The sequence below is a fragment of the Exiguobacterium sibiricum 7-3 genome (genome assembly GCF_000620865.1).
Classification (GTDB): Bacteria; Bacillota; Bacilli; order Exiguobacteriales; family Exiguobacteriaceae; genus Exiguobacterium_A; species Exiguobacterium_A sibiricum_A.
The window spans coordinates 56,476-77,503 of sequence record NZ_KK211190.1; the positions used below are offsets into that span (position 1 = coordinate 56,476).

20 protein-coding genes and 1 riboswitch are annotated in these 21,028 nt (G+C 48.7%); of the genes, 9 read left to right on the top strand and 11 right to left on the bottom strand.

Translation table 11 applies throughout. The annotated features are described in order from the left end of the window. Positions 1-57 precede the first annotated feature (57 nt). Entirely contained in the window at positions 58-1,551 is a 1,494-nt protein-coding gene (locus P402_RS0101295; protein WP_026827066.1) for a malate:quinone oxidoreductase, read from the top strand. A gap of 64 nt (positions 1,552-1,615) precedes the next feature. Here the strand turns inward: P402_RS0101295 and P402_RS0101300 are convergent, their stop codons facing one another. From P402_RS0101300 to P402_RS0101330, 7 genes are all read right to left on the bottom strand, one after another. Then, complete coding sequence (locus P402_RS0101300) at positions 1,616-2,158, bottom strand: ECF transporter S component (protein WP_026827067.1); 543 nt, start codon at positions 2,156-2,158, stop codon at positions 1,616-1,618. A 349-nt stretch (positions 2,159-2,507) separates the two neighbouring features. After that, a complete protein-coding gene (ahpF, locus tag P402_RS0101305; protein ID WP_026827068.1) occupies positions 2,508-4,037 on the bottom strand; it encodes an alkyl hydroperoxide reductase subunit F in 1,530 nt (509 codons plus the stop codon). Positions 4,038-4,051: 14 nt separating this feature from the next. After that, positions 4,052-4,615, bottom strand: coding sequence for an alkyl hydroperoxide reductase subunit C (gene ahpC, locus P402_RS0101310; RefSeq protein WP_012371860.1), 564 nt, complete (start codon positions 4,613-4,615; stop codon positions 4,052-4,054). 220 nt (positions 4,616-4,835) lie between these two features. Further along, positions 4,836-6,236: a decarboxylating NADP(+)-dependent phosphogluconate dehydrogenase gene (gnd, locus tag P402_RS0101315; RefSeq protein WP_026827069.1), complete on the bottom strand. Its 1,401-nt coding sequence runs from the start codon at positions 6,234-6,236 to the stop codon at positions 4,836-4,838. Between the two features lie 18 nt (positions 6,237-6,254). Next, positions 6,255-7,601, bottom strand: coding sequence for a GntP family permease (locus P402_RS0101320; protein WP_026827070.1), 1,347 nt, complete (start codon positions 7,599-7,601; stop codon positions 6,255-6,257). Positions 7,602-7,625: 24 nt separating this feature from the next. Continuing rightward, positions 7,626-9,167 carry a gluconokinase gene (gene gntK / locus P402_RS0101325; protein WP_026827071.1) on the bottom strand — a complete coding sequence of 514 codons (1,542 nt, stop codon included), beginning with the start codon at positions 9,165-9,167 and terminating at the stop codon, positions 7,626-7,628. Continuing rightward, entirely contained in the window at positions 9,160-9,876 is a 717-nt protein-coding gene (locus P402_RS0101330) for a GntR family transcriptional regulator (protein ID WP_026827072.1), read from the bottom strand. The genes gntK and P402_RS0101330 overlap by 8 nt, the downstream gene beginning before the upstream one ends. Before the next feature lie 183 nt (positions 9,877-10,059). On the opposite strand from P402_RS0101330, the gene P402_RS0101335 reads away from it, so the two are divergent. The 5 genes from P402_RS0101335 (at position 10,060) to P402_RS17120 (ending at position 15,344) form a co-directional block, all read left to right on the top strand. Then, a complete protein-coding gene (locus P402_RS0101335) occupies positions 10,060-10,971 on the top strand; it encodes a ketopantoate reductase family protein (protein WP_026827073.1) in 912 nt (303 codons plus the stop codon). A gap of 193 nt (positions 10,972-11,164) precedes the next feature. Beyond that, positions 11,165-12,583 carry a polysaccharide pyruvyl transferase family protein gene (locus tag P402_RS0101340; protein WP_026827074.1) on the top strand — a complete coding sequence of 473 codons (1,419 nt, stop codon included), beginning with the start codon at positions 11,165-11,167 and terminating at the stop codon, positions 12,581-12,583. 108 nt (positions 12,584-12,691) lie between these two features. Further along, positions 12,692-12,793: riboswitch (SAM riboswitch) on the top strand. A gap of 81 nt (positions 12,794-12,874) precedes the next feature. Continuing rightward, on the top strand, positions 12,875-14,275 hold the full coding sequence (locus tag P402_RS0101345) for an amino acid permease (RefSeq protein WP_026827075.1): 1,401 nt from the start codon (positions 12,875-12,877) through the stop codon (positions 14,273-14,275). Further along, positions 14,250-15,182, top strand: coding sequence for a homocysteine S-methyltransferase (mmuM, locus tag P402_RS0101350; protein WP_026827076.1), 933 nt, complete (start codon positions 14,250-14,252; stop codon positions 15,180-15,182). Before P402_RS0101345 ends, mmuM begins: the two co-directional genes overlap by 26 nt. Before the next feature lie 9 nt (positions 15,183-15,191). Then, positions 15,192-15,344, top strand: coding sequence for a hypothetical protein (locus P402_RS17120; protein WP_235188799.1), 153 nt, complete (start codon positions 15,192-15,194; stop codon positions 15,342-15,344). A gap of 129 nt (positions 15,345-15,473) precedes the next feature. Here the strand turns inward: P402_RS17120 and P402_RS0101355 are convergent, their stop codons facing one another. Continuing rightward, positions 15,474-15,896 (bottom strand): MarR family winged helix-turn-helix transcriptional regulator, encoded by a 423-nt coding sequence (locus P402_RS0101355; protein WP_026827077.1) that lies wholly within the window; start codon positions 15,894-15,896, stop codon positions 15,474-15,476. Positions 15,897-16,082: 186 nt separating this feature from the next. On the opposite strand from P402_RS0101355, the gene P402_RS0101360 reads away from it, so the two are divergent. Together P402_RS0101360 and P402_RS0101365 are read left to right on the top strand one after the other, a co-directional pair. Then, positions 16,083-16,538, top strand: a complete 456-nt coding sequence (locus P402_RS0101360) for a CBS domain-containing protein (protein ID WP_026827078.1) — start codon at positions 16,083-16,085, stop codon at positions 16,536-16,538. A 15-nt stretch (positions 16,539-16,553) separates the two neighbouring features. Beyond that, positions 16,554-17,792 carry an MFS transporter gene (locus tag P402_RS0101365; protein WP_026827079.1) on the top strand — a complete coding sequence of 413 codons (1,239 nt, stop codon included), beginning with the start codon at positions 16,554-16,556 and terminating at the stop codon, positions 17,790-17,792. Between the two features lie 64 nt (positions 17,793-17,856). Here the strand turns inward: P402_RS0101365 and P402_RS0101370 are convergent, their stop codons facing one another. Next, positions 17,857-18,279: a DUF1801 domain-containing protein gene (locus P402_RS0101370; protein ID WP_026827080.1), complete on the bottom strand. Its 423-nt coding sequence runs from the start codon at positions 18,277-18,279 to the stop codon at positions 17,857-17,859. Positions 18,280-18,375: 96 nt separating this feature from the next. On the opposite strand from P402_RS0101370, the gene P402_RS0101375 reads away from it, so the two are divergent. After that, entirely contained in the window at positions 18,376-18,732 is a 357-nt protein-coding gene (locus P402_RS0101375; RefSeq protein WP_026827081.1) for a hypothetical protein, read from the top strand. Between the two features lie 39 nt (positions 18,733-18,771). On the opposite strand, the gene P402_RS0101380 is transcribed toward P402_RS0101375, so the two are convergent. Both P402_RS0101380 and P402_RS0101385 read right to left on the bottom strand, forming a co-directional pair. Further along, positions 18,772-19,929 carry an ArgE/DapE family deacylase gene (locus P402_RS0101380; RefSeq protein WP_026827082.1) on the bottom strand — a complete coding sequence of 386 codons (1,158 nt, stop codon included), beginning with the start codon at positions 19,927-19,929 and terminating at the stop codon, positions 18,772-18,774. Positions 19,930-20,100: 171 nt separating this feature from the next. Continuing rightward, on the bottom strand, positions 20,101-20,922 hold the full coding sequence (locus P402_RS0101385; RefSeq protein ID WP_026827083.1) for an SDR family oxidoreductase: 822 nt from the start codon (positions 20,920-20,922) through the stop codon (positions 20,101-20,103). Positions 20,923-21,028 lie beyond the last annotated feature (106 nt).

The window sequence follows — 21,028 nt, forward strand, 5'->3', positions numbered from 1 at the left end:
AGCGCTTTCAACTGGTATGACAGGTCCATAATATCAAACGGGGATAGGAAGGATATCATGAGCAGTATGCCTAAACAAACAGATGTTATTTTGATTGGTGCCGGAGTCATGAGCGCAACGTTAGGGGTCTTATTAAAAGAGCTTGCGCCGGACATGAAGATTAAAGTATTCGAGAAGTTAGCGAGTGCTGGGGAAGAAAGCTCAAATGAATGGAATAACGCGGGGACGGGTCACGCTGCACTTTGTGAACTGAACTATACGACGGAAAACGCCGACGGAACGATTGACATCAGCAAGGCCGTTAAGGTCAACGAACAGTTCCAACTGTCGCGCCAGTTCTGGTCGCACCTCGTCAAAGAACAGGTGTTGCCGAATCCAAAAGAATTCATCATGCCGATTCCACATATGAGTATGGTTGAAGGGGCGGAAAACGTCACATTCCTGAAAAAACGATTGGAAGCGCTCTCAGCTAATCCGTTGTTCAAAGGGATGGAATTTTCGGAAGATCCGGAACAACTGAAGCAATGGATTCCGTTAATCATGGAAGGCCGGACGTCACCGGAGCCGATTGCAGCAACTAAAATCGATTCGGGTACAGACGTCAATTTCGGAGCGTTGACACGGATCCTGTTTGATCACTTAAAACAACTCGATGTTGAGATCAACTACGGTCACGGTGTCGAAGATTTGAAACGGGTCGACGGCGGTTGGGAAATCAAAGTCAAAAATGAACGTGACAACCGGATCGAACATCATACAGCGAAGTTCGTCTTTATCGGCGGCGGCGGCGGAAGCTTGCCGTTACTTCAAAAAACAGGGATTCCGGAGTCGAAACAGATTGGCGGATTCCCGGTCAGCGGCTTGTTCCTCGTCTGTAAAAATCCGGACATCGCCGAGCGTCATCATGCGAAAGTCTACGGGAAAGCGAAAGTCGGTGCACCGCCGATGTCTGTCCCGCACTTGGATACACGTTACATCGACGGTCAAAAATCACTCTTGTTTGGACCGTTCGCCGGCTTCTCACCGAAGTTCCTGAAAACGGGATCGAATCTTGATTTGATCACATCGGTCAAACCGAACAATGTCTTGACGATGCTTGCAGCAGGCGCAAAAGAGATGGGACTGACAAAGTACTTGATCGAACAGGTCTTACTGTCGACGGAGCAACGGATGAACGAACTGCGTGAGTTCATTCCGAACGCGAAGACGGAAGACTGGGATGTCGTCGTTGCCGGTCAACGGGTTCAGGTCATCAAAGATACACCGCAAGGCAAGGGGACACTTCAGTTCGGAACGGAAGTCGTCAGCGCGGCAGATGGTTCGGTTGCAGCGTTGCTCGGCGCGTCACCAGGCGCTTCAACTGCCGTACCGGTCATGCTAGAAGTGCTGGCCAAGTGTTTCCCGGATCAACTACCCGGCTGGGAAGCAAAAATCAAAGAAATGATTCCGTCGTACGGGACGTCACTCGTCGCGAATCCGGAACTCTTTGATCAAATCCACGCCGAAACAACAAAAACACTTGAATTAACGGAAGCACAGCCGATTCGTTAAACACATCATAGGAAGCAAAAAAAAGCCCCGTTCTCTTGAAGAGAACGGGGTTGTTTGTGTGAAATCAGCCGCGTTGACGGAAGAAACGTGTTTTCTTTAGGGCAATCCCGACTGGAATCGCGACGAGAATACCAACAACGTTTTGTGTGATGTTTCCCGGGATTGAACCAACTGGAGCCGCCCAACTGCTGAAGGCAATTCCTTCATGAACAAAGTAGACAAGCAACATGACCGGTACGGAAGCGATCATCCCGATCAAATTGAATGCGACATTCGTTCCTTTTCGACCACCGGACCAAGCGATGTAACCAACGATCAATCCTTGAAGTCCGCGAGCGATAATGGTACCAGGTGCCCAAATCGTATAGCCCATCAGAATATCAAATAATCCCATTCCGACAGCGCCGGCAATAAGTGCTGTACGTGGTCCGAAAAGAATCGCAATCAGGAATAACATCGCTGTTCCCATGTGGATCAGTCCACCATTCGCTGCGATTGGCAACTTGATATTGATGAACATTGTTGCGACAAGAACAAGTGCAATCGACATTGAAGTGATGACGAGTTGCCGGGTACGAGTGCTTGAATACGGTGCTGCTTTTTGCATGTGTCAGACCTTCTTTATGATAGATTTTGAATACTCTCAATCTATCAGATAGCTGGACTAGCTGAAAGTGTCAATTTCGAACAATTTATAGGGGTCAGTTCGAATTTGAATCTTTACTAATGAAAGTATCGACCTAAAAGAGGATTTTCCGTGACTTCTACGGGAAAAAGCGCGTTTACGCGCTGTCGAGGCAGGCGAGACCCGGCTTTAAGACCTGTGGTCGCAAAAGCCGCGGCTTGCGCCTCACCCGAGAAAAGCACGGGAAAAATTCTCTTTTGTTCGTAGCGATTCTGTTTATACTAGATTTTACAATCAAAAAACGCCTTGCCGAAGCAAGACGTTTCCATGATCAGTTACGAATCATATAATCGAAAGCACCGAGTGCTGCTGTAGCACCTGATCCCATCGAGATGATGATCTGTTTGTAAGCACTGTCCGTACAATCGCCGGCTGCAAAGACACCCGGGATGTTCGTTGCGCCATGACGGTCAACAAGGATTTCACCGAACTTGTTGCGTTCGATTGTTTCGCCGAGCCAGTCTGTGTTTGGCACAAGACCGATCTGGACGAAAACGCCTTCGAGCTCGACATGGTGCTCAGCACCTGTTTCGCGTTCGACATACGTGATGCCGTTCACTTTATCCGTACCCGTGATTTCCTTCGTCTGGGCGTTGGCAACGACCGTGACGTTCGGAAGACTCGCGAGACGGTCTTGTAAGACCGCATCCGCTTTCAGTTCCGGTGCAAATTCAAGCACCGTTACATGTTTGACGAGACCGGCAAGATCGATTGCGGCTTCAACACCGGAATTCCCGCCGCCGATGACCGCAACGCGTTTTCCTTCGAAGAGTGGACCGTCACAGTGAGGACAGTACGCAACCCCTTTGTTCTTGAATTCAAGTTCGCCCGGCACACCGATGTTGCGCCAGCGTGCTCCTGTTGAGAGAATCAAACTCTTTGTTTTCAAGACCGCACCGTTTTCAAGCTCCAGTTCAACGAGGTCTTTTTTCTCAAGACGTGTCGCCCGTTGAAGGTTCATGACATCAATCCCGTACTCTTTGACGTGTTCTTCAAGACTCGCCACGAGTTTCGGACCTTCCGTATACTTCATGCTGATGAAGTTCTCGATACTCATCGTATCCATGACTTGACCACCAAACCGTTCCGCGACGATTCCCGTCCGGATGCCTTTACGTGCCGCGTAAATCGCAGCACTGGCACCGGCAGGACCGCCACCGACGACAAGAACGTCGTACGGGTCTTTGTCCGCGAAGTCAGAAGCGTCGACACCTGTACCGAGTTTCGCGAGAATCTCCTCGAGGGACATCCGACCGTTTCCGAACGCTTCGCCGTTGACGAAGACTGTCGGGACAGCCATGATTTCTTTTGCTTCGACTTCTTGTTTAAAGGCACCGCCGTCAATCATCGTGTGGCTGATGTTCGGGTTCAGGACACTCATGACGTTTAGGGCTTGAACGACATCCGGGCAGTTGTGGCAGCTGAGACTGATGTACGATTCGAAATGATACGTCTCTTTGATGCCTTTGATCTGTTCGATCAGTGCGGCGTCGACTTTCGGCGCGCGACCGCTGACTTGGAGTAACGCCAAGACGAGGGACGTGAACTCGTGACCGAGTGGAATCCCGGCAAACGTAATGCCGCTCTCTTCCCCGACACGGTTGACGCTGAAGCTTGGTGTCCGCGGCAAGGCCGCCTGTTCGATGCTGATGCGTGGTGACATGCTCGCGATTTCTTCGACGAGCTCGCTCATCTCAAGAGAAACGGAGTCTGTCCCGGCGCTGACCGCGAGGACAAGATCTCCTTCCAATAAATCGAGGTATTGAGCGAGTTGTGCTTTAATATCTGCTGCTAAAGCCATCTCAAATCCGCTCCTTAAATTTTTCCGACGAGGTCAAGGCTCGGTGTAAGTGTTGCAGAACCTTCTTCCCATTTCGCTGGGCAAACTTCGCCTGGGTTGTTGCGTACATATTGTGCTGCTTTGATTTTGTTGACGAGTGTGCTTGCGTCACGGCCGATTCCTCCTGCGTTGATTTCAACAGTTTGGATGACGCCGTCCGGATCGATGATGAACGTTCCGCGGTCTGCAAGTCCGTCTTGCTCGTTTAATACTTCGAAGTTACGTGAGATGACGTGTGACGGGTCACCAATCATGACGTACTCGATTTTACCGATTGTTTCTGAAGTTTCGTGCCATGCTTTATGTGTAAAGTGCGTGTCTGTTGAAACCGAGTACACTTCAACGTCAAGCGCTTTGAGTGTTGCGTATTGGTTTTGAAGATCTTCGAGCTCAGTCGGGCAAACGAATGTAAAGTCTGCTGGGTAGAAACAAACGACACTCCATTTTCCACGAAGGTTGGCATCTGTAAGATCGACGAACTCTCCGTTGTGGAATGCTGATGCACTAAATGGTTTTACTTCACTTCCGATTAAAGACATGATAAAAATCCTCCTGTTGGGTTCTATTTAAGAATCTGTTCTAGTAGAAAGTATAAACTGTATCTATCACACTAGAATAATTCTAATCTAATACTAATTTCATATAGACGCTTAGTTTTGTCAAGACATAACCTGCAATTTCCTATTCTGATAAACAAAGTGTGAACAAAAAAAGAACTTCCATTTCCTTAAATGAAACAGGAAATGGAAGCTGTATAAGTTACTGCCAGTCCGTATGGAACGTCCCTTCGCGATCGGTCCGGGCATACGTATGGGCTCCGAAATAATCACGTTGGGCTTGCAGGATGTTCGCATTGGAGTTAGCCGTCCGGTAGCTGTCGTAATAAGTCAGCGATGTGCTGAGACACGGAGCAGCGAGTCCGGATAATGAACTTTCAGCGACCACCTGACGCAGTGCCGTTTGATAATCTTGCACTTTGTCCGCGAAGTACGGTGCAAGCATTAAGTTCGCAAGCGACTCGTCTTTCGCAAAGGCCTCACTGATGACATTGAGGAACTCGGCCCGGATGATACAGCCGCCGCGGAAAATCAATGCGATTTCTTCAAGACGTAAGTTCCAGTCATACAGCTCGGATGACGTCCGGTACTGTGTGAATCCTTGCGCGTATGCAGCGATTTTACCCATGTAGAGCGCTTGGCGGATCCGTTCGATCCAGACGTCTTTATCGAGTGTCTCACGGGCTTCCGGTCCACCGAGGACGGAAGCAGCAGCGACACGTTCTTCTTTGACAGCCGAGAGATAGCGGGCGAAGAGGGCTTCCGTGATGATGGACGAAGCGATCCCGTTATCAATCGATTGCATACTCGTCCATTTTCCTGTCCCTTTTTGACCGGCTTGATCCAAGATGACATCGATCAACGGAAGTCCTGTCTCGTCATCTTTTTTCCGGAGAATATCGGCTGTAATCTCGATCAGATAACTTTTCAGCTCGCCTTCATTCCAAGACGCGAAGACATCCGCGATTTCTTCAACGTCGAGTCCAAGACGGACCCGGAGGAAACTGTACGCTTCCGCGATCAGCTGCATGTCGGCGTATTCGATCCCGTTATGGACCATCTTGACGAAATGACCGGCACCTTTTGGTCCGATGTAGACGCAGCACGGCTCACCGTTCACTTTGGCGGCAATCTTCGTCAAAATCGGTGCGACTTGCTCGTACGCTTCTTTTGTTCCGCCCGGCATGATGGCAGGGCCGGTCCGCGCACCGACTTCACCGCCGGAGACGCCGACACCGATGTATTCGATTCCGTGTTGTTGCAACTGATCAAAGCGGCGTTCCGTATCATGGAAATGCGAATTTCCGCCGTCCATGATGATATCGCCTGCTTCAAGGTGTGGAATCAGCGACTCGATGACTGAATCAATTGCGCTTCCCGCCGTGACCATGACGAAAATTTTCCGTGGACGGGCAAGGGATTGAACAAAATCAGCCATCTCGTAATAAGGATGCACCGGCAATCCTTCGTTATGTGCCATTAAGTCATCCGTCAAATCACGTGTGTAATTGTAGACGGCGACGTCTTCCTCATGGCTTGCCATGTTCAAGGCAATGTTGCGCCCCATGACGCCGAGCCCGATGACTCCGATTGAATGTAGCATAGTGTACCGACTCCTTTTTTAGACGACGAGACTGAGCAGAAGGACGAATCCAAGTCCGAAGACGGAAATGATTGTCTCAAGCAGGGTCCACGTCGCGAAAGTTTCTTTCATGGTTAATCCGAAATACTCTTTAAACATCCAGAATCCGGCGTCGTTGACGTGTGAAGCGATCAAGCTGCCGGCTCCTGTTGCGAGGACGACAAGTGCGAGATTGACATCCGATTGACCGAGCAGCGGAATGACGAGGCCGGCTGTCGTCAGTGAAGCGACAGTCGCCGAACCGAGTGAAATCCGTAAGATGGCCGCAATGATCCAGGCCAGTAAAATCGGTGATAATGTCGTATCTTCAAACATTTGAGCGACGAATTTACCAACACCGCCGTCAATCAGGACCTGCTTGAAGGCACCGCCGCCGCCGATGATCAGTAGCATCATCCCGATTTGTGTGATGGCTGTCGTACAAGAATCCATGACGGTTTTGATCGGAATCTGACGTGCCAGTCCCATTGTGTAAATGGCGACGAGCAGGGAAATCAACATCGCTGTCGATGCATTTCCGATGAATTGAACAGCAGATAAAACAGAGTTACTTTCCCAACCAAGCGTTTTTTGCAATAACGTTAAAATCGTTGCAATCGACATCAGGAGAACCGGCAGCATCGCTGTGAAAACACTGATCCCGAATCCTGGTGTCTCGTCTAGATTAAATTCTTTTTGTTCCCCGAGTGAAGCAATGTTGCCGGTTTTTTTAAATGATTCCGGAACAATTCGTTTCGCGATTTTCGTGAAGATCGGACCGGCGATGATGACGGTCGGCACGGCAACGATAAAGCCGTATAGAAGAACTTGTCCGAGATCGGCCCCGTACTCCCCGGCGATGACGGTCGGGCCCGGGTGTGGCGGAAGAAAACCGTGTGTGACGGAAAGAGCAGCGACCATCGGAATCCCGAGATACAGGATCGAGACACGCAACTGACGTGAGATCGCGAAGACGATTGGAATCAATAAAACCAGTCCGACTTCAAAGAATAACGCGATCCCGATGATAAACGAAGCGACAACGACAGCCCATTGGATGTTCTTTTCCCCAAACTTCGCGACAAGCGTCATCGCGATTCGTTGCGCACCACCTGCGTCGGCAATCAATTTTCCCAGCATGGCACCGAGTCCGAAGATCAAGGCGAGGTGACCAAGCGTTCCGCCGAGTCCGGCTTCAATCGTCGTAACGATTTGATCAAGCGGCATTCCGAGCAGTAAAGCGACGACAAACGAGACGATGATTAATGAAACAAACGTGTTTAATTTTAACCCCATAATTAAAACGAGTAACAGAACAATCCCGATGGCAACAATGACTAATGGCATGTGACTTCCCCCAAAAACGTTAAATTAAATTTCTTTTTGAATCAAACCCCGTTGATACGTAGCGATGCGTCGGTAATCGGTTTCGAGAACGCGCGCCAAACTGATGAAGATCGGCAGTAACTGACGGTATTCGTGCATCGCTTCCTCATTCGGTACATGACGATGTGTATCGCCGATCATATCTGCTGCCACCTCGAACGAATCGACTTCCCCTGTCGCATACAATCCGAGAATACAGGCTCCAAGACATGAACTTTCAAAACTTTCCGGAATGACGACTTCTGATTCGAAGATATCCGCCATCATCTGACGCCACACTTCAGAACGGGCAAACCCCCCGGTTGCCTGAATCCGTGTGACCGGACCGTCCATACATTCGATTAATGCCAGGAAGACAGTGTACAAGTTGTAAATGACACCTTCCAGCGCTGCCCGAATCATATGTTCTTTTTTGTGCGACAGCGTCAATCCGAAGAAAGAACCGCTGACATCCGGATTCCAAAGCGGAGCCCGCTCGCCGGACAGATACGGATGGAACAGTAAACCGTCTGATCCCGGACGGACGCGTTCGGCGATCTTCGTCAAGACGGCATACGGATCAATCCCGAGTCGTTTCGCTGTCTCGACTTCCGCCGAGGCCAGTTCGTCGCGAATCCAGCGTAAGACCATGCCGCCGTTATTGACCGGTCCACCGATGACCCAATGGTTCTCGGTTAAGGCGTAACAAAAGATCCGGCCTTTTTCATCGGTTTGCGGACGGTCGATGATCGTCCGGATGGCACCGCTCGTTCCGATCGTAATCGCGATTTCTCCTTTCCGGATGGCGTTAACCCCGAGATTCGACAGAACGCCGTCACTTGCCCCGATTAAAAATGGTGTCGAAGCGCTTAATCCGATTTGTTTGGCATATTCCGGTGCCAAATCGGTAAAGGACGTCGTCGTCGAAACGGGACGCGACAGTTTTGACGCATCGATGCCTGCGACCTGCAACGCTTCCGCATCCCAGTCGAGCTCGTGGATGTTGAACAGGCCGGTTGCTGAAGCGAGAGAATGGTCGATGACATATTGTCCGAACAGACGTTGGAAAACAAATTCCTTGATCCCGATATATTTTTTCGTCCGTGCCGCAATCTCCGGATGCTCTTCGACGAGCCAACAAATCTTGCTGAGCGGCGACATCGGGTGAACCGGAGTTCCGGTCCGGTGATAAATCGAGTACCCGTACTGCTCCTTGATCCGGTTCGACCAGACTTCGCTCCGGCTGTCGGCCCACGTGATGCAGGCGGTCAACGGTTGATCGTGTTCATCCATCGCAATCAAGCTGTGCATCGCACTGCTGAAGGCGACGAACTTTGGTTGCTCCGTCGGATGTTGTTTCGTCATCAGCCGGATGCTTTCGAGCACGGCATGAAAAATTTCTTCCGGATCCTGTTCTGCCGTCGAGCGATTCGGCGTGTGGAGCGGATAACCGACATTCGTTTGTCCGATGACTTCCCCTTTTGTCGTAAAGAGCACTGCTTTTGTACTTGTCGTTCCGATATCGATTCCTAACATGTATTCAGTCATGTGGTTCTACTCCCTTCGTCATCAGTTGTTGCGATTTCCATAAATCCTCAACTTCCTGTACATCATCAAAGTTCTGATGCAGGGAAGCGATCATCCGTTTACGATCGCCGGTCTCGATGGCTTCGATATAGAGTGCATGGTTCTCGAGAATCCGTTCGAAATCTTCGATATCATCGTCCAGACGCTGACGCATCGACAATAAGATGAAGCTTTCCATGACTGGTTTGAGATTCTGCCACATCATGCTGACATATCCGTGATCAATCGATCGGATGATCGTTTCATGGAACAAGACGTCTTGATAAGAAAATTCATCCGCATCCTTATACTTGATGGCAATTTTCATCATTTCGAGCACCTTGCTCAGTTCACGAACCAGGTCCTTTCGATCCATCTTAACGATCCGCTCAAAAACGAATGTTTCGATTAACAGCCGGACGTCATAAATTTCCTGGATGTCTTGTTTGGATAGTCCGACGACGACGGCGCCCATCCGTTCCAGCCGGATGATGCGTTCTGACGCCAATACTTTCAGGGCATCCCGGACAGGAGATCGGCTGACGGAAAAATCAGCGGCTAATTTGTTTTCAGATAGGACGGTACCGCTCTCGATCTTGCCGGAAATGATCCGCATGCGCAGTTCATGGGCGACACGATCACCGGCGGATGCTTTTGATAACCATTTAATCGGGTATAAAAGATCAGACATAAAAAAACACCCTCTTTGTTAGATAAGTATACTTGTATACAAGTAGTATAAACGACGGAAAACAAAATGCAAGCGCTTTAATTAAATTGTCATCTTTCCTGAATCACAGCTTTCTGATGTGATAGGCTAAAGAACGAAAGCATGTAAAAGAGATGAATGAATCAGTCAGATGGAGGGGATGAAATGAAGATTTTAGTGGTTGGTGCCGGTGCAGTTGGTGGATATTTTGGGGGACGCCTGGCAGAAAAAGGGGAAGACGTCACATTTTTAGTCCGGGAACGAAGATTGCGGGAGCTGAAAACATCCGGACTCGTAATTAACAGTCTGCATGGTGATATCGATCTTACGCCGCGCTTAATTGAAGCAGGGGCGGATGAAACGTTCGACGTCATCATCTTGTCGACGAAAGCCTATCACCTGGAACAGGTGTTGCAAGATATCGAACCTTTTGTTTCGGAACATACATATATCCTGCCGCTTTTAAATGGCATGTCACATCTGAAACAGTTAGTGGACCGGTTCGGAGAACAGCGTGTGCTGGGCGGACTCTGCTTTATTGAATCGACACTTGATGCACAAGGGCATATCCTTCAGACAAGTCCGTCACACCATCTGTTATTTGGTCCATTGCCGGGAACACGCACAGACCGCTTGGAAGAATTGAAACAGCATTTGACCGGAACAGCAGCTCCAATCAACTATTCAGATACAATCACCCGCGATATGTGGAATAAGTATCTATTCATCACGACGTTTTCCGGTGTGACATCGCTCTTCCGCTCAGCAATTGGTCCAATTCGTTCGCGGGAGGAAGGGATGACGATGATTCGCCGCCTGGCAACGGAAGCCAAAGAAGCAATGGAACGGCAAGGCGCCGTATTCAGTGATGAGATTGAGCAGGTACAACAGCAACAGATCGCACAAATGGCTGAAACGATGAAATCCTCCTTACAACGTGACATGGAGAAAGGAAGCGAAGTCGAGTCGGCCCATCTATTCGGAACACTTCTTTCGAAAGACGGGCCGACGCAGGTGTTGTTACCGGCAATTTATGCGAATCTCGAAATTTATCGTTTATCTAGAAAAGACGTTTAACTAGTTTCTATATAGGGAATATTTATCAGGTTGTATTTAGTTTTTTATAATCCGCAATAATGTGTAATTTTCAGCTATTCGTTGACTTGCTGAATTGCATTCAACTATTCTTGAAAAGACAAGATGGTTAAAAACCAAAATATATTTTATATTTTTTAAAATGAAAACAGAAGCGAGAGGGGAATTATTTTACATGAAACGTATTATTATCCGTGCGGGTATGACACCGTTTGAACAGTTCGACGCAGAATATTTGATGAAGCATAACTCAATCGGAGGGAACGTCGGAAACCTGATTTATCAATACAGTATTTTCCGCACCTTGATGACAGAGGGCACGACGATTACACCAGATTACTACTACTATGAAGAAGAGCGTGCAGATGAGATCAACGCGAACTTCGATTTATATGTCATCCCACTCGCTGACGCATTCCGTAAAGAATTCGTTCCGACACTTCGTAAATATACAAAATTGATTAAAAAATTAAAGATTCCGGTCGTCGTCATCGGCGTCGGTTTACGCGCACCGTTTGAGGCGAATTTAAACGACGGTTTCTCATTCGATGAAGATGTTAAAGCGTTTGTCAGCGCAGTCCTAGAGCGCTCAAGCATGCTTGGACTTCGCGGCGAAATCACATCAAAATACTTGACGCGTCTTGGTTTCCGCGAAGGAATCGATCACAAAGTCATCGGTTGCCCGTCGATGTATGCCTTTGGTCGTGACTTGAAAATTCGTGAAACGAACATCACAAAAGATTCGATGATCGGTGTCAACTCGTCACGTCTCGCACCACAAAACGTCCTTAACTTCATCACACGCGGAATGGAAGAGTACCCGAACCATTACTTCATCCCGCAATGGATGAAAGAGTTACGTTTGACGTACACAGGCACACATCCGATTGCTGACTTATCTGTCACGAACTATCCGGTCAAAATGTCGGATCCGACTTACATGAACGACCGTGTCCGCTTCTTCTTGAATGCACAGACATGGATCGACTTTTTAAAAGAAGCTGACTTCAGCTTCGGAGCACGTCTTCACGGTAACATTACGGCAACACTTGCCGGAACACCAAGTATCCTGATTCCGAAAGATGCACGGATGCGTGAATTAACGGATTATCACCAATTGACACACATCTGGGCAAATGACATCACAGACAGCACACGTTTGTCAGATGTAATTGAGTCGGCTGACTTCCAGAGTCCAACACGTGTTCAAGCACGTAACTTCGATAACTTCGTTGATTTCTTGAACACAAATGATTTAGAGCACATTTATAAAGAAACGAACTACCCTGAGAACGTTCCGTTTGACCGTGAAATGGCAAAAGCAGAGTTGCTCCCAGTCGTTAAACCAATCACAGGAATTAGTATCGAAGAAGCTGTTTCACGTTTTGAATCATACTTCCCAGCAGAAGAGCAAAAAATCGTGGCAGCTCAAAAACGCGATAAAGCAAAAATGGCTGAAAAAGATAAAAAAATCAAATCGCTTCAAGGCAAGTTGAACAGTCAAACAAAAGAAATGAAGCATCAACAAGGCACATTGAACCGGAAAGCGGTTCGGATGGCATTGAAGACAGCTGATTTGTTTGCGAAGAAATAAACCACGGACGTCTTATACCATTTTGGTGTAAGGCGTTTTTTTTACATGATAAATTCTGAATTGTGTTGACAATTCAAAACAGGGTTGGTACTGTTATGAAAAATTACATTCTTATCCAGAGAGGTGGAGGGACTGGCCCTTTGAAGCCTCAGCAACAGGTCGAAAGATACTGTGCTAATTCCTGCGGGTGTCGTACCCGATCGATAAGCTTCTTTTGATTGTCGACCGACGCACCCATGTATGTGGGTGCGTTTTTTTATTTTATGAGAGAAAGAGGAGTGTGGAGGAGCAATGAAAGAAGGAACGTTTCGTCGGAAAATGGAATCCCGGCATATCGTCATGCTGTCACTTGGCGGTGTCATCGGGACGGGATTATTTTTAAGTACAGGTTATACGCTGGAGCAGGCGGGGCGTGTCGGAACGATTTTATCGTACTTGGTCGGAGCACTGGCCGTTTATCTCGTCATGCTGTGTTTGGGAGAGTTAGCAGTACATATGCCGGAAACTGGCGCCTTTCATAGTTATGCGACGAAGTACATCGGATCCGGAACCGGTTATACGGTGGCATGGCTCTATTGGTTGACGTGGACGGTCGCCCTCGGGTCGGAATTCACGGCAGCCGGCTTGTTGATGCAACGCTGGTTCCCGGACGTTCCGGTCTGGCTGTTCAGCGCGCTATTCGTCGTTATGATTTTAGGAATCAATGTCTTGACGGTTCGGTTGTTCGCAGAAGTCGAATTTTGGTTTTCCGCCGTCAAGGTGCTGACGATTTTAGTGTTCATCGTCCTGGGGACAGCGGCGATCGTCGGATTTTTACCACTTGTCGATGGATCGCAGGCTCCGATGCTTGCTCCTTTGACGGAGGGTGGACTGTTTCCAAACGGAGCATTCGCCATCCTGATGACCATGCTCGCCGTCAACTTTGCCTATTCCGGAACAGAGTTGATCGGGATTGCGGCAGGTGAAGCCGTTGATCCGAAACGAACGGTGCCGCTGGCCATTCGAACGACTGTCTTCCGGCTCGTGCTATTTTTTGTCGGAACGATCATCGTTCTTGCGATTCTGTTACCGAATGATTCAAAAGGAGTGCTTGAAAGTCCGTTTGTTGCCGTGTTTGAACGGATCGGTCTTCCGTTTGCAGCCGACATCATGAACTTCGTCATCCTGACGGCGATTTTGTCGGCAGCGAACTCCGGTCTGTATGCCGCATCACGGATGCTCTGGTCTTTATCCGATCAACGGATGATTACGCCGTTCTTTTCTAAATTAAATGCAAGCGGAGTCCCGACACGTGCCGTTCTCTTCAGTATGATCGGCGGTCTGCTTGCCCTGTTTTCCAGTGTCTATGCCCCGGGTTCCGTCTACATCGCGCTCGTCTCAATCTCGGGACTGGCAGTCGTCGTCGTCTGGATGAGCATCAGTGCCTCACAGTTCATGTTCCGCAAACGGTATCTGCAAGAGGGACATGATGTCAGCGATTTGGTCTACCGGACACCGTGGTATCCGTTTGTACCGATTTTATCCTTTTTGATGTGCCTGGCTTCTTTAATCGGCATCGCCTTTGATCCGACGCAACGGGTCGCCCTTTATTTTGGTGTTCCTTTTATCGCAGTCTGTTACATCATTCATCATCTAACGAAAACATCATGGAAACGGAGTGTGGAAGATGTCAAAGAACAACAATCCAGTTGAGGAATTATTAAAAAAACAGCCTTATATTTTATTGGACGGAGCATTAGCGACGGAACTCGAGCGTCACGGGAGTAATCTCGACGACCCGCTGTGGTCGGCACGGGTTCTGCTTGAAGAACCGGAACAGATTCACCGGGTCCATGCGGATTATTTTAAGATTGGAGCAGATTGTGCCATTACGTCGAGTTATCAAGCAAGTGTCACCGGATTCGGCAGTCGGGGAATTAAAGAAGGGGAAGCGGTTGAACTGATCAAACAAACGGTGTACTTGGCACAACAGGCGCGTGCGGAAACCGGACAGGCAGCGGATCACGCTCTGATTGCAGGATCGATTGGTCCTTATGGTGCCTACTTATCGGACGGATCTGAGTATGTCGGTCATTACGGAGTCGACGATGCGCAGCTCGAAGCATTTCACCGTCCACGGCTTGAAGCGTTGAGTGAAGCAGGGGCGGACGTGTTAGCATTTGAGACGATTCCGTCCTTGCAGGAAGCAAAAGTGCTGTTCCGACTGCTCGAAGAATTTCCGGAACAATCGGCCTGGCTCGCTTTTTCCCTGCGTGACGCAACACATATCAGTGAAGGAACGCCGTTAAGTGAGTGTATCGAGGCGTTAGGGGAGCATCCACAACTGGCAGCAATCGGCGCAAACTGTTTTCCGGCATCGATTGCGACGGAGTTCATCATGACATTAAAACAACTGACCGATGTGCCGATCATCGTTTATCCGAATTCCGGTGAACAGTATGATCCGGTCAGCAAGACCTGGTCCGGTGAAGCGGTCTGCACGGCGTTTGAAGACATTGCCCCGGAGTGGTATGCGGCAGGTGCCCGGTTGATTGGCGGATGTTGTCGCACGACACCGGAGCAGATTGAGCGGATTCAACAGAAGGTGACAATTGCTTAACGGGCAGTCATGTCTGATGAAGAACAAAAGGGATTGACTCAAAAAGGAACCACTCTTTCTTTCACGCACTTTCCTCAGGCGAGACACAAGCCAGCTTTCCTGCCCTATCCAGGCAGGGAAGCTGGTCTTGTTTCGCAAGCAGGCTTGCGCTTTTTCCTGTAGGAGTAGCATGAAACGGGTGGTTCCTTTTAAACGAGACGAGGGTGACAGAATTGTAATCTGCCACCCTCGTCTTTGTAGAGACTAACTTTTGAATCAGCCGTTATACTGATCGTTCGTATTTGCAAGAACTCACCGTTCCCGTAATGCTTGGTTAAATTGTTTCAGCAATCGGCCAAATGATTCGGCATCTTCATCCGGCCAGTCGTTTACTAGTCGTTCGATACTCGTTAAACGGGCCGTCCGGTAAATCTCGAGCTCCTGTTGACCGTAATCTGTGATGTTGTAAAAGAAGGCCCGGCCGTCTGTCGGGTCTTTTATTTTTTCAACTAATTTTTTCTGATCGAGCGCAGCCGCTTGCCGGCTGACGGTCGAGACGTCAAGTTGTAACTCACGGGCAAGGGTTTTGACACCGACTTGACCAGAATCCGATAACTGGCGTAAGAGTAAATAGGAAGCACGGTCCAAGTTCCGATTATCCGCCGTCGCCGTCGTTAGACGACGAATAAGAATCGCCAGTTCCAGTTCGATTGTTTCCAGGGATTGATTCGACATATTGTCACCTCTCATTAGCATTCATTGCCCTCATCATTACGCACAGGCTGTCCTCTGTCAATCAAAGGCAGGCTTCTTGACAGGGTTATAGTTGTATTATACAATCATAAATGTTATTTAATTGTATCGTGAAACTTATTGTTATGAACTTATTTTAATTACAGCGTCTGATGAAGGAGAATTCCGATGAAAGCTTATCAATCGATGAAAGAAACCGTCATTACAGTCAATGAAGAGGATACGATCCGGACGGTAGTGGAACGTTTTATCACTTCCGGTATCAGTGGAGTCCCGGTCGTCAACGGCCAGCAGGAAGTCGTCGGCTATATCAGTGACGGGGATATCATGCGGGCTATCGGCAAACATAAAGACATCATTGTCGATACGTTTTTATATGTCGATGTCATCAAAGGCGATGACGAAAACTATGAAGAGCGTGTCCGTCAGATCCTGACACGTCCCGTCATGGACATGGCACGCCGAAAAGTCGTGACGGCGACGACAGAAACAGAAATGGAAGAAATTGCGGCTACGCTCGGTTCAAAACGAATTAAAAAATTACCGATTCTAAAAGACGGCAAGCTCGTCGGAATCATCAGTCGCGGTGACGTCATCCGTCACTCCTTTAAACAGTTTATTTAAGAAAGAAGGATTTATATGGCTCTTGCTGAAAAAACAACGACACTTGCGCCTGAGACAGTTTTATCGGAAAGCAAACATGGTTTACTGCACCAACCGATCGCTGTTTGGGCGGTATTCTTTGCCAGTATCACGGCATTCATGGGAATGGGACTCGTCAATCCGGTCCTACCGACGATTGCCGAAAACCTTGAAGCATCAAAAAGTGAAGTTACGCTACTATTTACAAGCTATAACGCCGTCATGGCATTTGCGATGCTGATTACCGGCGCGATTTCTTCACGGATTGGTCAAAAGGGGACATTGATGCTCGGGATTGCGGTTATCGCAACCGTTGCCGGTTTTGCGTCACAGGCCGACAGTATTTGGACACTTGTCGCGTTACGCGGCGGTTGGGGACTCGGAAATGCACTGTTCGTCGCAACAGCGCTCGCAGCGATCGTTTCCCTGTCATCCGGCGGAACAGCGAAAGCAATCATCTTATATGAAGCAGCAGTCGGTCTCGGGATTTCAATCGGTCCACTGCTCGGTGGAACACTCGGTTCGATCACATGGCGCGCGCCTTTCATGGGTGTTGCGACGATCATGGTCATCGCGTTCCTCGTTTTATTATTCCTAATGCCAAAACCGGTCGCAACGGCGACGCCTGCAAAAAAGATTTCGTTGATTGCACCGTTCCAGGCCATGAAACACCGGTCTTTACTGACACTTGGAATCGTTGCAGCCTTGTATAACGTCGGCTTCTTTACGATCATGGCCTATGCACCGTTCGTCATGAAATTACCGGCAAAAGGACTAGGCTTCGTCTTCCTCGGTTGGGGGATGTTGCTTGCTCTGACATCCGTTTTAACAGCGCCAAAATTAAAACAATGGCTCGGAACAATCAAAGCAATGGTACTGATGCTGCTCTTGTTCGCCGTCTTATTGTTATTAATGGGGATCTTTACCGAAACACCAGCTGTCGTCATCGTCTGTGTTATTCTTGCCGGGGCAGTGCTCGGGAATAACAATACGTTGATTACGACGGCAGTGATGGATGCAGCACCGGTCGAACGTTCGACGGCATCCGCTGCATACAGTTTCTTACGTTTTCTCGGGGCAGCCATCGCGCCATTCATGGCCGGTAAATTGGCTGAAATCTATAATGCTAACCTGCCGTTTTATGTCGGCAGTGCGTTCGTCTTACTGTCTGTCGTCATCATCGGGGTCAATCTCAAACACATTCGTCACATCGACACAGCAGATAGTGGACATTGATTTAAACAGCAAACGTCCCTTCTTTCGCCAAATCAGCGGAAGAAGGGACGTTTTTTTAGTGGTCTCAGGGTTTTGGATACGTCGTTTCCAGAAAAGCGACGGAATGGACGATCAGTTCCCTTAAGACAAGCAGGTCGACATCTGCTAGTTTATTGATATAGACACAGCTTTTTCCGCTCTTGTGTTTACCGAGACGCACCAGGAACTGCTCGCGCTCCGGACCTGTTGCGAAGTATAGACTGATGTTCGCTTTGCGGGGCGAGAATCCGACAAGAAATGAATCGCCTTCATGTCCGGAAGAATACCGATAATGATAGTGACCAAATCCGATCATCGTGTCCCCCCACATAACGGCCGGATACCCGGTCATCTCTTCAAAAATCTGTCGTAATTGCTCGCAGTCTGTCCGTTTTGACAATGGTGTGATCGTATTCAAAAAGCCATCGACGCTTTGATCCGTCGGTAACGTCTTTTGCTGATTAGTCATAAGAAAACCCCTTTCGCGAGTGGGCGACAGTCATTTCGATTCGATACAAACCCATTCCCTGTCTAACGGGGATTCATTCAAAAAGAGGTGATTCTATTGAAACATATAATCTCGTTTGCAGGATATGATGAGACGATTGACTGGCACATCGTCGAAGTGAATCAAGCTTTGGCTACATTGCAACTGGAAGTATGGCATCAAGAAATCAAGCTGCATCAAATGACGTTACCCTTTTCGGAGTATGACCGATTTGCCCGTGAATTTCGGATCGTTCATGAACAGTTACCGGGAATCGTTTTTTTTGAAAAAGGTGATTTTACATTTGAGCTGATCTACGACCGACTCGGACACGTCCGGATTGAATGGCGTCTTGTCGGTGAACCGAAACACGTCCTGCCGTCTGATCAGAGTTATATTGGGCAAGCACTCGCTCTAATTGGTGTCTACACTTAAAAATCCTCCATCTGTCCCTGAAACAGATGGAGGATTTTTTCAGTCATAGGAATGTAGTGCAAGGCGCATACACAACTCGATCGTTTCCGCATATTCCGACAGGGGAATCGACTCATCGATTTGATGGGCCAGCCGGAAATCGTGGAACGAAGCCACCGCGATCGGGAAGCTTCGTGCCGCCTGGCTGAACATGGCACCGTCTGTCCCGCCAGGAATCGCGACGCGCTGTGTCGGCTGCTGTCGGATTGATTCCATCGTGTCCGCGACAATTTTTAAGAACGGATTGTTCCGGTCCGTCTCACAGGAGGGGATGTCCTTGATGACCGTGACTTCCATCGAGAAGCTGTCGTCCTGTTGACGCAGGCGTTGGTTGACTTCTTCGAGCGCCTGCAAGACCTGCTCCCGTCCGAATCCCGGAATCGTCCGGATGTCCATATAAAATGCAGCCCGGCTCGGAATGACGTTTGGTCCTTCACCGCCTGTGATTGATGTGATGGAAGCGACGACCGGACCAAGGTCCGGGTGACTGTGATTGGTGATTGTAAATCGGTCGGATTTCACTTCGCGGATAACCCGATATAAATCATCGATGGCATTTTTACCAAGTTGGGGCGAAGAGCTGTGAGCACTTTTTCCCGTACACGATACCTCAACACCGACGACACCTTTTTGGGCATAGCCGAGATAACCGCTCGTTGGTTCCGTGATCAAGAGGGCGTCTAAATCATCGGCGTCACCACGTTCCGTTAAATGGCGGGCTCCGGTCATGCCGTTTTCTTCATCGGATGTAATCAACAATTTCAGATGGTTCGGCAAGTCATCGCGTTGATTTAATTCAATCATCATACTGACCATCGCCATGACGCCGGACTTCATGTCGGAAGCACCGCGTCCGTAAATCCGTCCCTCCTCGATTGCACCGCCGAACGGATCTTTTGTCCATTCACTAATTTTAACCGGCACCGTATCCAGGTGACCGGAGAAACCAATCGTTTTCGGATGAGTGGCGGAAGCACCGGCTTGAATCGTGGCGACGAGACAAATCCGTTTCGGTGATACTTCAATCCAGTCGGTTTTGATGCCGTGGGATGTCAATAACTCATAGACATAGGTTGCGACGTTCTCTTCCCCGTCGAGTGGATTGGTACTTGGGATTTGTAAACAGCGTTGCAAATAAGTAATCGGTTCTGTAAGCATATTTTCTCCTCCTTTACTGTTCTGTTCCCGTTTCCAGGCAGTTGCGTGAGGTAAACGAATGCCCAAAATATTTAAAAGAACTGAATTTCTTAAACTTCAATCGTTTGAAAATGAACAAAAAAAACACGATTCCTGATTCAGGAACCGTGCTGAACAGAAAACCGAAGCCGTTTATTCCGCGTCTGTTTTCCATTTGTCGTCGATTAACATTTCACCCGGCCACGTATAGGCCATGATGCCGCCGTCAGCCGTGATGTCTTCACCCGTGACGTAAGAACTGTCATCTGACGCCAGGAACAGGGCAACCGTCGCCATCTCACGCGGTTTACCGAGACGCCCGAGTGGTGTAATCCAAGCATTGGCGTCGCGGAACTGTTTTCCTTGTTCTTCTTCTTTTCCGCCAACAAGCGTATCGATGAGCGGTGTTTCGATCGTTCCCGGTGAAAGCGAGTTGACGCGGATGCCGTCGCGGGCATAATCAATCGCCATCGCGCGTGTGAAGTTGGCGATACCGCCTTTTGCCGCGTTGTAGCCTGAACGATTCAAATCGGCTGCACGTCCCGACATCGATGATGTATTGATGATCGATCCGCCGTTTTTCAGCATCAATGGAATGACGAATTTACTCGTTAAGAACGTCCCGCGTAAATCGACTGCAATGATTTGATCAAACAGTTCGATTGGATATTCATGGACTTTCCCGCCTTGTTGGTCAATCCCGGCATTGTTGAACAGAACATCAACCGTTCCGTATGTAGATTGTAGGTGGTCTGCGAGTTGCTTCACGCTGTCGACTTGTGAGACATCGACATGAACTGCTTCTGCTTTTCCGCCTGCTTGCTCAATTTGTTCAACAGTTCCTTGTACTTTTTCAAGATTGACGTCCGCACAGACGACGGTCGCTCCTTGTTCTGCAAAGACAAGTGCTGTCGCTTGACCGATTCCTGTGGCTGAGCCGGTAATGACGGCTACTTTGTTTTCAAGTCGTTTCATAAAAAATCTCCTCCTAAAAATAATATCCGATGTTGTGCTTCACCTTATGAAATATTCCCTACGTCAATCGGACTAAACCCATTAAACTGTCTAACGTTTTGGAGGA